Annotated in this window: 15 protein-coding genes; 4 read left to right on the top strand and 11 right to left on the bottom strand. The window is 62.1% G+C overall.

What is annotated here, in order from left to right; genetic code table 11:
- Nucleotides 1–56: 56 nt before the first annotated feature.
- Nucleotides 57–935 carry a DMT family transporter gene (locus AXW79_RS12285; protein ID WP_005309716.1) on the bottom strand — a complete coding sequence of 293 codons (879 nt, stop codon included), beginning with the start codon at nucleotides 933–935 and terminating at the stop codon, nucleotides 57–59.
- 94 nt (nucleotides 936–1,029) lie between these two features.
- Here AXW79_RS12285 and AXW79_RS12290 point away from each other — a divergent pair, with 94 nt between their 5' ends.
- On the top strand, nucleotides 1,030–1,512 hold the full coding sequence (locus AXW79_RS12290; protein WP_005309718.1) for a MarR family winged helix-turn-helix transcriptional regulator: 483 nt from the start codon (nucleotides 1,030–1,032) through the stop codon (nucleotides 1,510–1,512).
- A 46-nt stretch (nucleotides 1,513–1,558) separates the two neighbouring features.
- Here the strand turns inward: AXW79_RS12290 and mltB are convergent, their stop codons facing one another.
- From mltB to AXW79_RS12330, 8 genes are all read right to left on the bottom strand, one after another.
- Nucleotides 1,559–2,647, bottom strand: a complete 1,089-nt coding sequence (gene mltB, locus AXW79_RS12295) for a lytic murein transglycosylase B (RefSeq protein ID WP_005309722.1) — start codon at nucleotides 2,645–2,647, stop codon at nucleotides 1,559–1,561.
- 148 nt (nucleotides 2,648–2,795) lie between these two features.
- Nucleotides 2,796–3,401 (bottom strand): CDP-alcohol phosphatidyltransferase family protein, encoded by a 606-nt coding sequence (locus tag AXW79_RS12300; RefSeq protein ID WP_005309725.1) that lies wholly within the window; start codon nucleotides 3,399–3,401, stop codon nucleotides 2,796–2,798.
- A 22-nt stretch (nucleotides 3,402–3,423) separates the two neighbouring features.
- Entirely contained in the window at nucleotides 3,424–4,086 is a 663-nt protein-coding gene (locus AXW79_RS12305) for an ATP-binding cassette domain-containing protein (protein WP_011898919.1), read from the bottom strand.
- Nucleotides 4,087–4,102: 16 nt separating this feature from the next.
- On the bottom strand, nucleotides 4,103–5,785 hold the full coding sequence (locus tag AXW79_RS12310) for an ABC transporter permease family protein (RefSeq protein WP_005309731.1): 1,683 nt from the start codon (nucleotides 5,783–5,785) through the stop codon (nucleotides 4,103–4,105).
- Complete coding sequence (locus AXW79_RS12315) at nucleotides 5,785–6,969, bottom strand: ABC transporter substrate-binding protein (RefSeq protein ID WP_005309733.1); 1,185 nt, start codon at nucleotides 6,967–6,969, stop codon at nucleotides 5,785–5,787. Before AXW79_RS12315 ends, AXW79_RS12310 begins: the two co-directional genes overlap by 1 nt.
- A 22-nt stretch (nucleotides 6,970–6,991) precedes the next feature.
- The gene (locus AXW79_RS12320; RefSeq protein ID WP_005309736.1) at nucleotides 6,992–9,157 is read right to left on the bottom strand and encodes an FAD-dependent oxidoreductase; all 2,166 of its coding nucleotides are present in this window, start codon (nucleotides 9,155–9,157) and stop codon (nucleotides 6,992–6,994) included.
- A complete protein-coding gene (locus tag AXW79_RS12325) occupies nucleotides 9,157–9,750 on the bottom strand; it encodes a carboxymuconolactone decarboxylase family protein (protein WP_005309739.1) in 594 nt (197 codons plus the stop codon). The genes AXW79_RS12320 and AXW79_RS12325 overlap by 1 nt, the downstream gene beginning before the upstream one ends.
- Nucleotides 9,740–10,438: a DUF1499 domain-containing protein gene (locus tag AXW79_RS12330; protein WP_005309744.1), complete on the bottom strand. Its 699-nt coding sequence runs from the start codon at nucleotides 10,436–10,438 to the stop codon at nucleotides 9,740–9,742. The genes AXW79_RS12325 and AXW79_RS12330 overlap by 11 nt, the downstream gene beginning before the upstream one ends.
- 51 nt (nucleotides 10,439–10,489) lie before the next feature.
- On the opposite strand from AXW79_RS12330, the gene AXW79_RS12335 reads away from it, so the two are divergent.
- On the top strand, nucleotides 10,490–11,050 hold the full coding sequence (locus tag AXW79_RS12335; protein ID WP_011898918.1) for a peptide-methionine (S)-S-oxide reductase: 561 nt from the start codon (nucleotides 10,490–10,492) through the stop codon (nucleotides 11,048–11,050).
- Between the two features lie 19 nt (nucleotides 11,051–11,069).
- Here the strand turns inward: AXW79_RS12335 and AXW79_RS12340 are convergent, their stop codons facing one another.
- Nucleotides 11,070–11,348: a peptidylprolyl isomerase gene (locus AXW79_RS12340; RefSeq protein WP_005309750.1), complete on the bottom strand. Its 279-nt coding sequence runs from the start codon at nucleotides 11,346–11,348 to the stop codon at nucleotides 11,070–11,072.
- Nucleotides 11,349–11,426: 78 nt separating this feature from the next.
- Nucleotides 11,427–11,801 carry a hypothetical protein gene (locus AXW79_RS12345; protein WP_005309754.1) on the bottom strand — a complete coding sequence of 125 codons (375 nt, stop codon included), beginning with the start codon at nucleotides 11,799–11,801 and terminating at the stop codon, nucleotides 11,427–11,429.
- Between the two features lie 14 nt (nucleotides 11,802–11,815).
- Here AXW79_RS12345 and AXW79_RS22935 point away from each other — a divergent pair, with 14 nt between their 5' ends.
- Complete coding sequence (locus AXW79_RS22935; protein ID WP_042467520.1) at nucleotides 11,816–12,109, top strand: hypothetical protein; 294 nt, start codon at nucleotides 11,816–11,818, stop codon at nucleotides 12,107–12,109.
- A gap of 269 nt (nucleotides 12,110–12,378) precedes the next feature.
- The gene (gene tamA, locus AXW79_RS12350; RefSeq protein ID WP_011898917.1) at nucleotides 12,379–14,154 is read left to right on the top strand and encodes an autotransporter assembly complex protein TamA; all 1,776 of its coding nucleotides are present in this window, start codon (nucleotides 12,379–12,381) and stop codon (nucleotides 14,152–14,154) included.
- Nucleotides 14,155–14,156: the final 2 nt, after the last annotated feature.

Consider the following 14,156-nt stretch of genomic DNA (forward strand, 5'->3'; position numbering starts at 1 on the left):
AGCGGCTCCTCTTTTTTATGGTTCTTTTTCTCGGTTCAGGGTTTCCCTGCCCGGCCTCAGGCCTTGTCATCGGTGATCGCCGCCCTGTGGGCTTGCCAGCGCTTGAAGAAGGAGCGCGCCGGCAGCTTCATCAGAAACAGGGAGAGCAGGATCACCCCTATGCCGAGCCACTGCCGGCCATCCAGGGTTTCACCGACCATCAGCACACCCAGGGAGACCGCCACCATGGGGTTGGTGAGGGCCAGCATGCCCATTACCTCGGGGCCATGACGCTTGAGCCCCCACAGCCAGGCCCAGTAGGCCAGTGCCGTGTTGAGCAAAATGAGCCAGACAAGCCCGGGTGCTGCAGCTGATTGGGGCAGTGGCATGGGACCGGCCAGCCACCAGGCGAGCGGGATCAGCATCAGGCCACCGAGCAGCAGTTGCCAGGCGGTGAGGGCCAGCAGATCGCTCACCGGCCAGCGCTGCATCCAGCGGCTGGATTGGCCGATCAGCAGGGTTGCCAGCAGGGCGCATGTCACGCCTATGGGATCCAGATTGGCGGAGGGATTGAGCAGCAGCAAGACACCGGCGAGCCCCATCAGCCCCAGCAGCAACCACTTCAGGGTTGGCCGCGTGCCATCCTGCAACCAGGCCAGCAGCATGAGTACCAGCGGCAGTGTGGCCCCGAGCGTGCCTGCCACTGCCCCCGGTAGCCGGAAGGCGGCCACAAACAGCAGGGCAAAGAAGGCGGCTATGTTGCAAAACGCCAGCAGGAACTGCTTGCCCCAGGGCAGGGGCGGTAGACGCGGATGCAGCAGCAACAGGAGCAGCCCGGCCGGCAGCGCCCGCCACACGGCCACCCAGTAGGGGGAGTAGTCAGTCAGGTAGAGGCTGACGACGGCATAGGTACTGCCCCATAGCAGGGGGGCCAGCAAGGCAATCAGCAGTGGCATGGCTTATCTCTTTATGAAGTATCTTTTTGTGAAGATAACTTAGTCTCAAATTGGTTTACTATCAAGTATCTCGATAAAAAGATAAGTGACCAAGATGGACAGTGATCATGTAGATATGCTGCTGGCCCAATGGGCCCGGCAAAGACCGGATCTCGACTGCTCTCCCATGGGGGTGCTGGGTCGGGTGGCGCGGATGGCGGCGATCGCTGGCCGTGAGGTGAGCGAAGAGCTGAAGACGTGCGGCCTGCTGGGCAGCGACTTCGATATTCTGGCGACCCTGCGCCGGGCCGGTGAGCCGCTGACGCCGACCGCGCTCTATCAAGCCGCCATGTTGAGCTCCGGGGCCATGACGGCCCGGCTCGACAAGCTGGCAGAGCGTGGCCTGATCGAGCGACAGGCGGCGCCGAGCGACAGGCGCAGCCTGCTGGTCTGCCTGACGGCGTCTGGGCGCGAACTGGTCGATCGGGCCGTCGAGCAACATGTGGCGAACGAGCGGCGTTTGCTGGCGCCACTGACCGAGGCTGAACAGGCTCAGTTGGCTGCCCTGCTCAAACGCTGGTTGCTGGAAAACGAGTAATAAAAACGGGCCCGCGGGGCCCGTTTTTATTGGCAAGCAGCCTGACTCAGTAACCGCCTCTGGCAGCCTTGACCGCCAGCCCCAGTTGCCACACCGCCATGGCGTAGTGGGTGCTGTGGTTGTAGCGGGTAATGGTGTAGAAGTTGGGCAGGCCGTACCAGTATTGATAGCCGGTGCCGACATCCAGGCGCAGCAGGCTTGCTTCGCTGTGGTTGCCAAGGTTGCTGATGGGATTCAGACCGGCGCGGTGCAAGGTGGTGATCGGGTAACGGGTCTGGAATCCATGCTCATAGCCGGGCAGCTGGCCCTGACCACGCACCGCTACCGGTTGACCCTGCTCCCAGCCATGCGCCTTGAAGTAGTTGGCCACGCTGCCGATGGCATCCACCGGATCCCACAAGTTGGTGTGGCCATTGCCGTCAAAGTCCACCGCGTAGCGCTGGAAGCTCGATGGCATGAACTGGCCATACCCCATGGCGCCGGCGTAGGAGCCCTTGGGTTCGGTGGGGTCCATCCCCTCATCCCGGGTCATCACCAGGAAGGCCTCCAGTTCGCCGGTAAAGAATTCGGCGCGGCGCGGATAGTCGAAGGCCAGGGTCGCAAGCGCATCCAGAATGCGGGTCTTGCCCATTACCCGACCCCAGCGGGTCTCCACGCCTATGATGCCGACGATGATTTCGGGCGGCACCCCATACTCCTGCTCGGCACGGTTGAGCTCGCTCTCGTACTCACGCCAGAAGTTGACGCCATTTTGCACGTTGTCCGGCGTGATGAACTTGGCGCGGTAGCGATTCCAGGCGCCGGTCGGTCCGATTGGCTTGGCGGTGGTGGGGGCCTGGGCATCCATCAGCCGTATTATCCAGTCATAGCGATCCGCCTGTGCCAGCAGTCGATGCAGCTCGACGCTGTCAAAACCGTGCTTCTCGACCATGCGTTGGACGAAGCTGTCCACGTTGTTGCGATTGGCGAAGTCTCCCTTGCTAACCCCTTGGCTGTAAGCAGGTTTTATTTGTGGCGTCTGATTGATGAAGGCACTTTTGAACGGCTTGGCCACGGGTTTGGGGGCAGGCGTGCTGCTGCAACCGTAGAGCAGGGGAAACAGGGAAAGAGTGAGCACGGAGACAAGGCGACGCATAAGGTTCTCATGAGCCTGAAAAAGAGTGTCGTCATGGTAAAACATTGTCATCCATGCGCAAGTGCTCAGTGCATGGATGAGGGCTCAAACTCGTGGCCTGTCGATGGGGGGGGCGCTCCACGCCCCTATGCCCTAAGCCCGAATAACGTTACTCGCCAAGGGTATGGTAACCGCTCCAGAGCCGGGTCAGGGTGGTGACAAGACAGAGCAGGGCAAAGCCGTAGGCCAGGGTTGCAAACCCGGCGGGCCAGAGGCACATCAGCACGAACAGGGTTATGGTCTCGCTCCCCTCCGTCAGGCCCCCGAGATAATAGAGGGACTTGTGGTGATAGACGGGATTTTCAATCCCCCGCTTGCCCGCCATGATGGCAAAGGCCAGAAAGCTCGACCCTGTGCCCATGAAGGCGAACAGCAGGGTGGCGGCGGGCAGGGCGTTGGCGGGGGCGCTCAGGGCAAAGCCCAGCACAACGGCGGCGTAGAAGATGAAATCGAGGGTGATGTCCAGAAAGCCGCCGCAATCCGTGATCTTCGTCTCTCGCGCCACAGCGCCATCGAGCCCGTCCAGCAGCCGGTTGAACAAGATGACGAGCAACGCCCAGGAATAGAGTTCCAGGGCCAGAAGTGGCAGTGCCAGCATGCCGATGGCAAAGCCGGTCAGGCTTATCTGGTTGGCGCTGATCCCGGCTCGGCAGAGGGGTTTGGCCAGCCGGGTGAGGGGGCTGCGAATAAGGGGGATCAGATGGCGGTCAAACAAGATGAGTCTCCTTCGCGATCAATCAGCATAGTGGGGTGAGGTGAGGTGAGGTGCGGGGTGGCGTGAGGTGAAGAATAGCGCCGGGGGCATCTTCCTCGTCATGGGTCACCAGAATGGCAGGGATGCCCAATGCTGTGAGTCGCTCGAACACCAGAGTTCTGAAGGCGGCGCGCAGCGGCTTGTCGAGGCGGGAGAAGGGCTCGTCCAGCAACAGGGCCCGGGGCTCTGCCAGCAAAGCCCGCAGCAGACTGACCCGCGCCCTCTGGCCGCCGGAGAGTGCTCCCGGCAGCTTGTCGGCCTGATCGACCAGCGCTACTTCTGCCAGCGTGTCCAACGTCTTTGCCCGTCTGGCCGCCGCGCCCTTGAGGGTGGCAGGCATGCCGAACATCAGGTTTTCAGCCACCGTCAGATGGGCAAACAAGAGGTCATCCTGAAACAGCATGCCGATACGCCGGGTCTGGGGAGGCAGTGAGGTGAGCAGCCGTTCACCCTGCCGTATATCCCCTTCCAGCCGGATCGGCCCCCTGGGCGGCAAGACGCCCGCCAGCGCCCCCAGCAGCGAGCTCTTTCCACAGCCACTGGGGCCCATCAGGGTCAGCACCTCACCGGGGGCAATCTGTAGCGCAGGCAGCGACAGCAGCAGGTTCTCATCGAGGTAGAGATGAAGTGGGGTTGTGTTTAGCATCGGCAGCTTCTCGTGTTCATCGGGCGTCCTTTAGCGCAGGGTTGAGCCGGGCTGGCAGCCAGAGTGCCAGCAGATAGATGACAAGGGGCAGCAGCAGTTGCAGCAGGCCATAGAGGCCAGCCAGCCGGCGGTTGAGGCCGCTGCCGATGGCCACCGCCTCAGTGGTGATGGTGACCACTCTGCCAGCGCCAAACAGCAGGGTCGGCAGGTATTGGGCCAGACTCACCGCTGCCCCCACCGCAAAGGCAAAGAGCAGCGGACGTGCCAGCAGGGGCCCTTTCACCCGCCACCAGACGTGCCAGGGGCGGGCCCCCAGGGTGAGCGCGGCCTGAGTGATGCGCGGGTCGAACTGGCGATAGGGCCCCTGCAGGCAGAGATAGGCATAGGGGAAGACAAACAGCAGCTGGCTCCAGAGCACCCAGTCCCACCCAATCCCGCCCCCCAGCCAGTCAAGCCCCAGCCGGATGCCAAACAGCAGGCTGGCCTGGGGCAGCAGCAGTGGCAAACAGATGAGCCAGAGGGGCCAGGGCCGACGGCCTTGCTGAGCCTCCAGACTCAATACCGCCATCAGCAGCGCCAGCAGTCCGCTCGCCAGTGCCAGCAGGGCACTCGTCACAAGCAGGGGCATCAGGTCCGGCAGGAGTACATGCCAATGGTGGCTGCTCCACTGACCAGGCAGCAGGTTGGGGAAGGACCAGCGCCGGGTCAGCGACCAGATCACCAAGGCTGCCAGCACCGCCAGATTGATGGCCATCAGGGTAAAGGTTGTGATGCAGGTCAATCTGGTTGTCAGCGGATTTGGCACGGCGCGCCGGCCATCGAGCCAGGCGTGCTTGCCGACAGTCGTGTGGCCCCACTCCAGCAGCCCCAAACCGGCGAGCAGCAGCAGGTTGATGGTGAGCAGCAAGAGGGCGCCGCTGGCGGTGGCGCCGCGCCAGCCAAGGTCTGGATCCTGATACCAGAGCCAGAGCCGCACGGCCAGCGGGGCAGGGGCATCGGGCCCCAGCAGCAGTGCGAGATCCACCACGGCCACTCCGTACGCTGCCACCGCATAGAGGGGCAGGCGCAGGGCGGGCCAGAGCGCAGGCAACAACAGGCGCCACCAGATCTGCGGGGCACTGAAACCCAGGCTGGCGCCAAGCCACTGCTGGCGGGCCAGCTTGGCGGGTTCTTGCGCTGCCAGTGCCATCAGCAGCAGGAAAGGGGTCTCTTTGAGGATCAGCGCCAGGATCAGACCCAGCCCGACAGGGTCTTTGATGGTCTGCCAGTCCGGGGGCAGCTCAAAACCGGTCAAGGAGGGAGAGACGAGCCGCAACAACCAGCCGGAGGGGGCGAGCAGGAAGGCAAAACCGATGGCAAAGGCGACATGGGGCAGCGCCAGCAGGGGGGAGAGCAGACGGCGCAGCAGCCGAAAGCTGCGACTCTCTTCCACGTTCTTGACGCTGTGCGCCAGCAGCAGGGCGGTCAACAGCAGGCTGCCCAGGGTGGAGGCCGCCGCAACCCAGAAGCTCAAGGCTGCCGAGTGCCAGAGCCCAGGCTGGGCCAGCAGCCGCTGAAGATGCGGGCTGAGTGTCCCCTGTGTCACCAGCAGCCACAGCCCTCCCAGCAGGGGGGCGGCCAGCAGGAGGGCGCAGAGAAGGGTAAACATGGGGCGCCAGCCGAAGGTGCGGCGGATGGCGTTGCCGAGTCCTGCCGTCATCAGTGACCGTAACGCTCGGCCCAGGCCGCTTCGAGTTTGGTCTGCCAGCTGGGATGGGGTTCAGCCACCGCCTTGAAGCGCAGGGCTGGTACCTGTTTGGTGGTCGCTGGCAAGGCATCGCTGCGCAGCACGCTGGGATCGCCCCAAAAGGTGGGCTCGGCCTTGCGGGCCTGGGCTGCCGGGCTCAGCAGAAAGTTGGCTACCACCTTGGCACCCGTGCGGGCGTTGGCGTTGAAGGGAATGGCGAGAAAATGGCTGTTGGTGAGCGCCCCTTTCTCCATGGCCACGGCCACCACGCTGGGGGGCAGGGCGCCGTTTTGCACCGCACTCTGCGCTTCTTGCGGGTTGAAGCTGATGGCCATGGCCAGCTCACCGTCATCCAGCAACTGGCGGGTCTCGGCGGCGCCGGTGGGGAACAGCTTGCCCTTGCGCCAGAGTGCGGGGTGAAATGCGTCGAGCCAGACCCAGAGCGGCGCTGTGAGTCTGGCAAAATCGGCATCGGTTGCCTCCCGATAGAGGGGGGCAGGATCCGGGGTCAGCTCCAGCAATATCTGTTTGAGAAAGCTGGAACCATGAAACTGGGGCGGCTTGGGATAGCTGAAACGACCGGGATGGGCCTTGGCCCAGGCGAGCAGCGCCTCTGCGGAGCGGGGGGGATTGCTCACCTCGTCCCCATTCACCATCAGGTTGAGCTGGCCTATGCCCCAGGGTGCCTCCAGCCCCTCTACCGGTACCGTGAAGTCCTCACTCACCGGCAGGCTCTTGTCTACCAGGGCCATGTTGGGCAGCTCATGGCTGAAGGGGGCACCCAACAGCCCCTGCTCCTTGAGCGCCTTGAAATTCTCGCCGTTGACCCAGAGCAGATCGATGGGGCCGCCCGTGGTTTTGCCGGCCTGTTTGTTGGCCAGCAGCTGGCTGACGCTCTGGGCTATGTCATCCACTTTCACCTGTACCAGCTTGACCTGATACTGGCGCTCAAGCTCCTGTCCCGCCCACACCAGATAGGTGTTGATCTCCGGGCTGCCGCCCCAGGCGTTGAAGTAGACGGTCTGGCCCTTCGCCTGATCAAGGGTCTGCTGCCAACGGGATCCCTCGTCGGCAGTGTCATCGGCAAAGAGTGTGCAGCTTGCCAGCAGGGGCAGGGCGCACAACAGGGATTTGAGCAAAGGCAGGGTCTTGAACATGGGCGTTACCTTGGGCAAAGGGTCAGGCGCCGCGGCGCCAGTGGTGATAACGGGCCAGCAGGGCCAGCACCCGAGTGGGCTGATGGGCCCGTTTCCATTCACCGGCCACGTACTTGTTCCCCTCCATCAGGGTGGGATAGGCGTGGATGGTGGCGAGTATTTTGCCAAGCCCCAGCTGGTGGCGCATGGCGAGCACGAATTCGGCGAGCCGCTCACCGGCGTGAGTGCCCACTATGGTGGCGCCGAGGATCTTGTCTTTGCCGGGCACCGTCAGCACCTCGATAAAGCCATGGCGCTCCCCATCGGCAATGGCGCGATCCAGCTCCCCTAGCGCGAAGCGGGTCACCTCGAAGGGGATTCCTTGAGCCATGGCCTCCTTGCGGTTGAGACCCACCCTGGCTATTTCAGGGCTGGTGTAGGTCGCCGCAGGGATCACGCTGTAATCTGCCTTGAAGCGTTTGAACTGGCCGAACAGGGCATTGACGGCGGCATGCCAGGCCTGATGGGCGGCAAAATGAGTGAACTGGTAGGGGCCTGCCACGTCCCCCACCGCCAGTATGCTGGGGTAGTTGGTGGCGAGAAAACCATCGACAGCAATGGTGCCGCGTGGCGCCAGCTCGACCCCCAGCGTTTCGAGGCCGAAGCCGCTGACATTTGCAACCCGTCCCAGTGCCAGCAGCAGTTGATCCCCTTCAACCATCAGGCGTTGATCGCCCCGACACAGGTGGAGCCGGATGGGGAGGTGTTCCCCTTGCTCACTCCCTTCTTGCGGCACATAGTCGACCCGCTCGGCACGCCAGCCGGTGAGCAGGGTGACGCCGTCCGCTACCATCTGGTGTTGCAGGGCATCGGCTACGTCGCGCTCTTCACGAGGCAGCAGCTGATCGGCCAGCTCCACTTGGGTTACCGGGATGCCAAGCAGGGCAAAACTCTGGGCCAGCTCGCAGCCGATGGGGCCGCCGCCAAGCACCAGCAGGCGGCGGGGCGGGGTGCGCAGCTGCCAGAGGGTATCCGAGGTGAGATAAGGCGTGTCGGCCAATCCGGGCAGGTTGGGCACCAGGGGCCTGGCCCCGGTGGCGATCACGATATGGCGGCTGGTGAGGCGCCGGCCATTCACCTCCACCTCCCAGGGGGAGACCAGTTTTGCTTCGCCCTCGATGCACTCCACGCCCAGGTTCTGATAGCGCGCCACCGAGTCGTGGGGTTCGACCTCCTTGATCACCTGTGCCACCCGCTCCATCACGGCGGCAAAATCGGCGCGGGAGTGACTTGGGCTAAAGCCCAGTTCCCCGGCCTTGCGCTGCTCGGCGGCAAAGCGGCTACTTCGGATCAGTGCCTTGGAGGGAACGCAGCCGGTATTGAGGCAGTCCCCGCCCATCCTGTGCTTCTCGATAAGGGCGACGTTGGCCTTCACCGCCGCGGCGATATAGCTGGTCACCAGACCACCGGCGCCGGCACCTATCACCAGCAGGTTGTAGTCATAGCGGCTTGGCTTTTGATAGGGGGCATGGAGGCGACGCTGGGCCAGCCATGTCATCGCCCTCTTCATCAAAAAGGGCATCAGTCCCAGCAAGGTCAGCGCCACCATCAGGCCGGGGGAGAGAATATTGCCCGTGCTGGTGAGGGTCGCCAGCTCACTCCCCGCCAGCACATAGACGAAGGTGCCGGGCAGCATGCCAAGCTGGCTCACCCAGTAGTAGGTACTGACTCTGATGGGAGTGAGCCCCATCAACAGATTGACCAGAAAGAAGGGGAAGAGCGGGATGAGGCGCAGGCTCAGCAGGTAGGCGGCGCCGTCTTTTGCCATGCCGGCCTGAAACGTGGCCAGCTTGTCGCCAAAGTGCCTGAGCACCCAGTCGCGCAGCAGAAAGCGGGCGCTGAGAAAAGCCAGTGTCGCTCCGATCGTACTGGCAAAGGAGACCAGCAGCAGCCCCCAGCCAATACCGAATACAGCGCTGCCCCCCAGGGTCAGCAGGCTGGCGCCGGGCAGTGAGAGGGCGGTACTGATCACATAGAGAGCCACAAACAGCAGGCAGGCGGCGACAAAATGGGTGTTGACCAGCTGTGCCAGTGCATCCTGGTGGGCCTGCAACTGGGACAGGCTCAGGTAGCGGCCGAGATCGAGGGCGAAAAAGGCGCCAATCAGGCACCCCATCACCAGCAGAAGCAGCAGGCGGGCGCGCTTCATCAGGCGTCCTTGCCGGGCTGCTGTTCTTGAGCTGCCACGGGGCGCTCAGGTTGCACCGGCAACTGGCAGAAACCCTGGGGGGCAATATCGAGGGCCGCATTGAACTTGGCCGACATGTTCTGGAAGGCGACAAGACCGGTCAGCTCCACCATGGCATCGTCATCGAACCAGGGCTTGAGGCGAGCCGCCTGCTCGTCGCTCACCCCATCGAGCCCTGTCATGGCTTCGGTGTAGTCGAGCACTGCCTTTTCCCGTTCGTCGAACAGGGGGCTGGTGCGCCAGTGGGCCAGCGCCTCCACCTTGTCGCTGGAGCCTGCTCGCTTTATGAGGGTCATGGCGTTGATGTCAACACAGAAACGACACCAGTTGAGCTGGGAGACCCTGACCGTCACCAGGGAGCGCAGCACGGGATCGATGGGAGAGCGCTTGCGGTTGATGACACCATACAGGGTGGCCACGGCAGCAAACAGCCGTGGTGAGCGGCCCCAGCATTTGCCGGGGATCAGCACCTGACCGTAGTTGCGTTTTTGCAGCCAGAAAAAGGGGCGGATAAACCAGGCATATTCCCGATCCGGTTTGACCTCAACGCGCATACTGATCCTCTTCAATTTTCTTCATCTTGGGTTTATAGGCGCCGCCTAACCGTTCGTTGAGCAGATCCAGAAATGCATGGATCCGAGCCCGATTCGCCCCCAGATCGCTGCGCCCCTGACGGGAGGCAGAGCGCATGTCGACTCGGGTCTCCTTGGGGCCCGCAAAGACCCTCAAGGCCACATCATCCTGAAAGCCGAACCAGCGAGAGGTGACGACGGCATCAATGCCGGTTGGGCTCGGTCGTTGCTGCCAGCCGAGCTCTTCCATCAGCTCGCTGGCCTCCGTGATCACCTCGACCGGGGAGGCTCTGGTATAGAGAGGACCGGGATTTTTCTCAAATACTTGCAGGGGGGCCGGATTTATCGGCAGATCCTGCGGGCTTCTCAGTTCGGCAGCCCAGGCAAGGGCGGGGGGATGATAGGGATCCGTGCTGACATCGTTGGTCAGCGGCATGCGCAGTGCTTGCACCACAAACAGCAGGGGCAGCAACAGGGGAACTATGCCCCACAGGCTTGGCACCTTGTGCCGGCTCCAGGGCAGGTGCAGCAAGAGACCAAGGGCTATCAGGGCGCTGACGAGACAGAGGGCGAAGCCTGCCCACCAGGGCCAGAGATGCATGCGACTGCCGAGGGCGCCAGCGAGGGGCAGCATCCAGGCCAGCAGTGGCCACCACAAATAACTGGGCATAACGGGGATCCACTGGTTATGATGGACATGTGCCCAGAAGGATAAACTTAATTGACTGATAACGTTAGTAAATTTATCTCAATCCTGCTGCTTTTCCAAAGCACACCGCTCTGGGCGGACAGCGCTGTCATGGCGGCAGGGGACATGTGGCGCGCCGAGATCATTTATGAAGCCGTGCCCGGCGTGACCCGGGTCGAGCCCGGTTATGTCACACCCGAGCTGAAAGGAAACCCGGACGCTGAAAAGAGGGCGCTGCGGCGTCAGGCGGTACGCATCGAATACGATCCGGCTTTGGTGGGATATGGGGATCTGCTCAATATTTTCTGGCAACTGGTGGATGGCAATGATGGGGGCGGACAATATTGCAACCGTGGTCAGGCATTTGCCCCGGCGCTGTTGCCAAGGGATGATTTTCAATGGCATCTGGCTGACATCAGCCTGACCCGCTGGCAGGCCCTACATGGTCGGGCTAGCCGCGTATCGCTCTGGCCGGATAGCAAGTTCACGCCGGCACCCGAGATGGATAACTGGGCACAACGCCATCCCTGGCGCTTTGGCTTCTATGCCCGCCGGTGCGGCGGTTGGCCCCTGGTGTTGTCACCCGAGCTCTGAGCCATCCGTTTATGAGCAATCAGTTGCGGTATAGCACCTTGATGAGGTGAAAGCCGAACTTGGTGCGCACAGGGCCGAGTACGGTCAGCAACTCACCCTTGAACACGGCATCGTCAAACGGCTTGACCATGTCACCCTTCGAAAACTCCCCCAGATCCCCCGAGCGCTTGGATGAGGCGCAGGTGGAGAAGCGCTTGGCCATCTGGCCAAAGTCGGCTCCCTTGGCAAGTTTCTCCTTGATCTCCAGACACTGCTTCTCGGTCTTGACCAGGATGTGCTGGGCACAGGCTTTCTTCATTCGGGTGCTCCTCGGCGGATGGCAAATCGGGGCGCAAGATTACCCCAATTCATCGCACACGTCAGCCGGACTCTGGCATTAGCCACGCAGGTGAGCCGTCAGATGCGCTCTTGGGCGTGATTGCCACAGTATCTCCAGGCCCAGCAGGGCATGCAGGCTCCAGATGGCCAGGGGGTTGAGCCAGTTGCCACCCAGTTGCAGGGTGGCCAGCGCACTGCCTGCCAGCAGCAGGGTGACACCCGGCAGGCGCCAGTGTGCCGGCAGCGGTGCCAGCATGGCTAGCCCCAGCAAAATGGCGAGCCCGAACGGCAGATTGAGCGCGGTAAAGGCCAGCGCCTGCTGGCCGTTCATGCCCGTCAGCAAGGCCAGCATGGCGCTGCAACAGGCGAGAAAAGTGATGAACTCGAGACGATCGGCAATATAGTCAGCCATCTGTTCGCTACGTGCATGCATGATGTGTCCCCTCAATGAATAACGCCAAGGCTGGCGAAGATGATGTGCGTCCCTTTGTTGATAGACCCAGTGTGGTGGAGGGAGAGGCAAGGTGGCAGCGGGATAAATCGATTGAGGTGAACGAGGCTTTGATTATTGTTACTCAACCAATTGATTTATATCGTCTAAATAGACATGTCTTCAAGGGAGGGGGACGCCAGGGCCAATGTTTGGGGGCAGGCCATGAGGGCGGTGATGTCATTTTGACCGTTTGCCGACAATGGATGTCGCATCATCCGGAGCGCCTTGAGAGTGGGCCCCTGGCGTGAATCGCCGTCGTTGAGGCGGTACTTCATGGCCTGACGGGCGAGGAATTCCCCTTTTTACCCGCAATGGCGCAGGTCAGTGTGGCCGGCGCGGGGGTAAAGGGGGTCACCCGGTCGGCAAAGGCTTCAATAATATGGTGAATTTCAATGCCACCCCGCTCTGATGTTGGGCTGGGGATATGCTAGGATGAGGCGCGCTTGCCATCGAGTGAGCCTCATTATCGTTCTGAATACTGCATTATTTTAATCATGTTCTTCGGGGAAATTGACGTTTGACAGGATGCAATCCGCCCCTGCCAGCAGGGATCTCACCGCCCGGACGGGCGTTCCGTCGCGGGCTTCGCGCACTTGGCCTGAGCCTCTGTCTGCTGCTGGTTGTCACGCCCGCCATGGCGGCCAAGCTCACCTATCAGATCAAGGGTCTGAGAGGGGATAACAAGAGCAACGTTGAAGCCTACCTCAATGCCCTGCCTGTCTATCAGGAACGCCAGTTCCGCCCCGCGCGCGCCAAGATCACCGAGAGCGTGCAAAAAGCCTTGCAGGTCTATGGCTACTATCAGCCCAAGATCACCCTGAGTCGCGACAAGCAGGCTCCCTCCAAGGTGGTGATAGAGGTGGATCCGGGCAAGCCTGTCATCATCTCTCGCCTCGATATTTTGCTGGAAGGGGACGCGGGCAGCGACGAGGTTTACAGCGAGCTGCTGGACAAGCTGCCCTTGAAAGAGGGCGATGCCCTCAACCACGGCAAGTACGAATCCATCAAGGCGGATCTGGGTAACCTGGGGCTGGCCCGGGGCTATTTCGATGCCAAGATCAGCAAGAGCCAGGTCAAGGTGTTCCCGGATCAGGGCACGGCCGAAATCTTCATCCTGTTCCGCTCCGGCCCCCGCTATCACTTTGGCGAGATCCACTACGACGCCACACCGGAGGCGCTGCGCCTCATTCGACCGCTCATCAACATCAAGCGTGGCGACCCTTATTTGGCGATCCGGATGGCCGAGATGTCCCAGGATGTCTCCTCCACCAAGCTGTTCAAGCAGGTGGATATCAAGCCCATGATCAGTCAGGCCGAGGGCAACCGTGTACCTGTGCAGGTCACCTTGTCCAACCGGGTTGACCACGAGATAGAGACGGGTGTCGGCTTTGCCACCGACGTGGGCCCGCGCATGAGTGCCACCTGGGAGAAGCCCTGGGTCAACCGCTATGGTCACCGCCTCAACGCGACAGCCAATGTCTCCGCCCCTCAGGCCGATCTCAGCTTCGATTACCAGATCCCAGTGGGCAACCCGCTGCGGGATTACTACTCCCTGCAAACCGGCTATCGCTATACCAACAACAATGACACCCGCTCAGATCTCGCCACCTTCAGCGTCCACCGCTGGACGCGGCGTCCGGAGACATGGGACCGTGATGTCTTCATCCGGCTTGAAAACGAAAGCTATGTGCAGGGCAAGGATGAAGGGAACAGCTTGCTGCTCATTCCCGGTGTCTCCTGGTCGCGGCTGCGGGTGCGCGGCGGTCTGGTACCGGACTGGGGTGATCGCCAGCAACTGACCCTGGAGTTTTCCGACCCTTACTGGGGATCGGATATCAGCTTCATGCGGGTGTGGGGCCGCAGCAAGTGGCTGCGAACCCTGGGGGATGATCACCGCTTCCTGCTGCGGGCCGAGCAGGGCGCCATCATAGGGGACAGCTTCTCGCTGGTACCCCCTTCCTTGCGCTTCTTTACCGGGGGCGATCAGACGGTACGTGGCTACGGCTATGAGACCATCTCGCCGCGAGACAGTGATGGCAAGTTGCTGGGGGGGCGCTACGTGAGCGCCGCCAGTGCCGAATACAACTACCGGTTCAGCGACAAGTGGCTCGGCGCCCTGTTCGTGGATGGCGGCACTGCGACCGAGGATTACAGCGAAGCCTGGAAGATAGGGACAGGTGTCGGCGTGCGCTGGGTGACCCCCATAGGTCAGGTCAGGCTCGATCTGGCGGTGGGCATTTCCGAGGAAGACAAGCCGCTGCGGCTGCATTTCGCGCTGGGGCCTGAATTATGATT

The organism is Aeromonas salmonicida subsp. salmonicida (assembly GCF_001643305.1).
Taxonomy (GTDB): Bacteria; Pseudomonadota; Gammaproteobacteria; order Enterobacterales; family Aeromonadaceae; genus Aeromonas; species Aeromonas salmonicida.

Coding starts and splice junctions, on each gene's coding strand:
- AXW79_RS12310 (WP_005309731.1), bottom strand. CDS start 5,785: ATGACGGCAGGACTCGGCAACGCCATCCGCCGCACCTTCGGCTGGCGC.
- AXW79_RS22935 (WP_042467520.1), top strand. CDS start 11,816: ATGAATAACGCCAAGGCTGGCGAAGATGATGTGCGTCCCTTTGTTGAT.
- AXW79_RS12325 (WP_005309739.1), bottom strand. CDS start 9,750: ATGCGCGTTGAGGTCAAACCGGATCGGGAATATGCCTGGTTTATCCGC.
- AXW79_RS12340 (WP_005309750.1), bottom strand. CDS start 11,348: ATGAAGAAAGCCTGTGCCCAGCACATCCTGGTCAAGACCGAGAAGCAG.
- AXW79_RS12320 (WP_005309736.1), bottom strand. CDS start 9,157: ATGAAGCGCGCCCGCCTGCTGCTTCTGCTGGTGATGGGGTGCCTGATT.
- AXW79_RS12290 (WP_005309718.1), top strand. CDS start 1,030: ATGGACAGTGATCATGTAGATATGCTGCTGGCCCAATGGGCCCGGCAA.
- AXW79_RS12305 (WP_011898919.1), bottom strand. CDS start 4,086: ATGCTAAACACAACCCCACTTCATCTCTACCTCGATGAGAACCTGCTG.
- AXW79_RS12330 (WP_005309744.1), bottom strand. CDS start 10,438: ATGCCCAGTTATTTGTGGTGGCCACTGCTGGCCTGGATGCTGCCCCTC.
- AXW79_RS12315 (WP_005309733.1), bottom strand. CDS start 6,969: ATGTTCAAGACCCTGCCTTTGCTCAAATCCCTGTTGTGCGCCCTGCCC.
- AXW79_RS12345 (WP_005309754.1), bottom strand. CDS start 11,801: ATGCATGCACGTAGCGAACAGATGGCTGACTATATTGCCGATCGTCTC.
- mltB (WP_005309722.1), bottom strand. CDS start 2,647: ATGCGTCGCCTTGTCTCCGTGCTCACTCTTTCCCTGTTTCCCCTGCTC.
- AXW79_RS12285 (WP_005309716.1), bottom strand. CDS start 935: ATGCCACTGCTGATTGCCTTGCTGGCCCCCCTGCTATGGGGCAGTACC.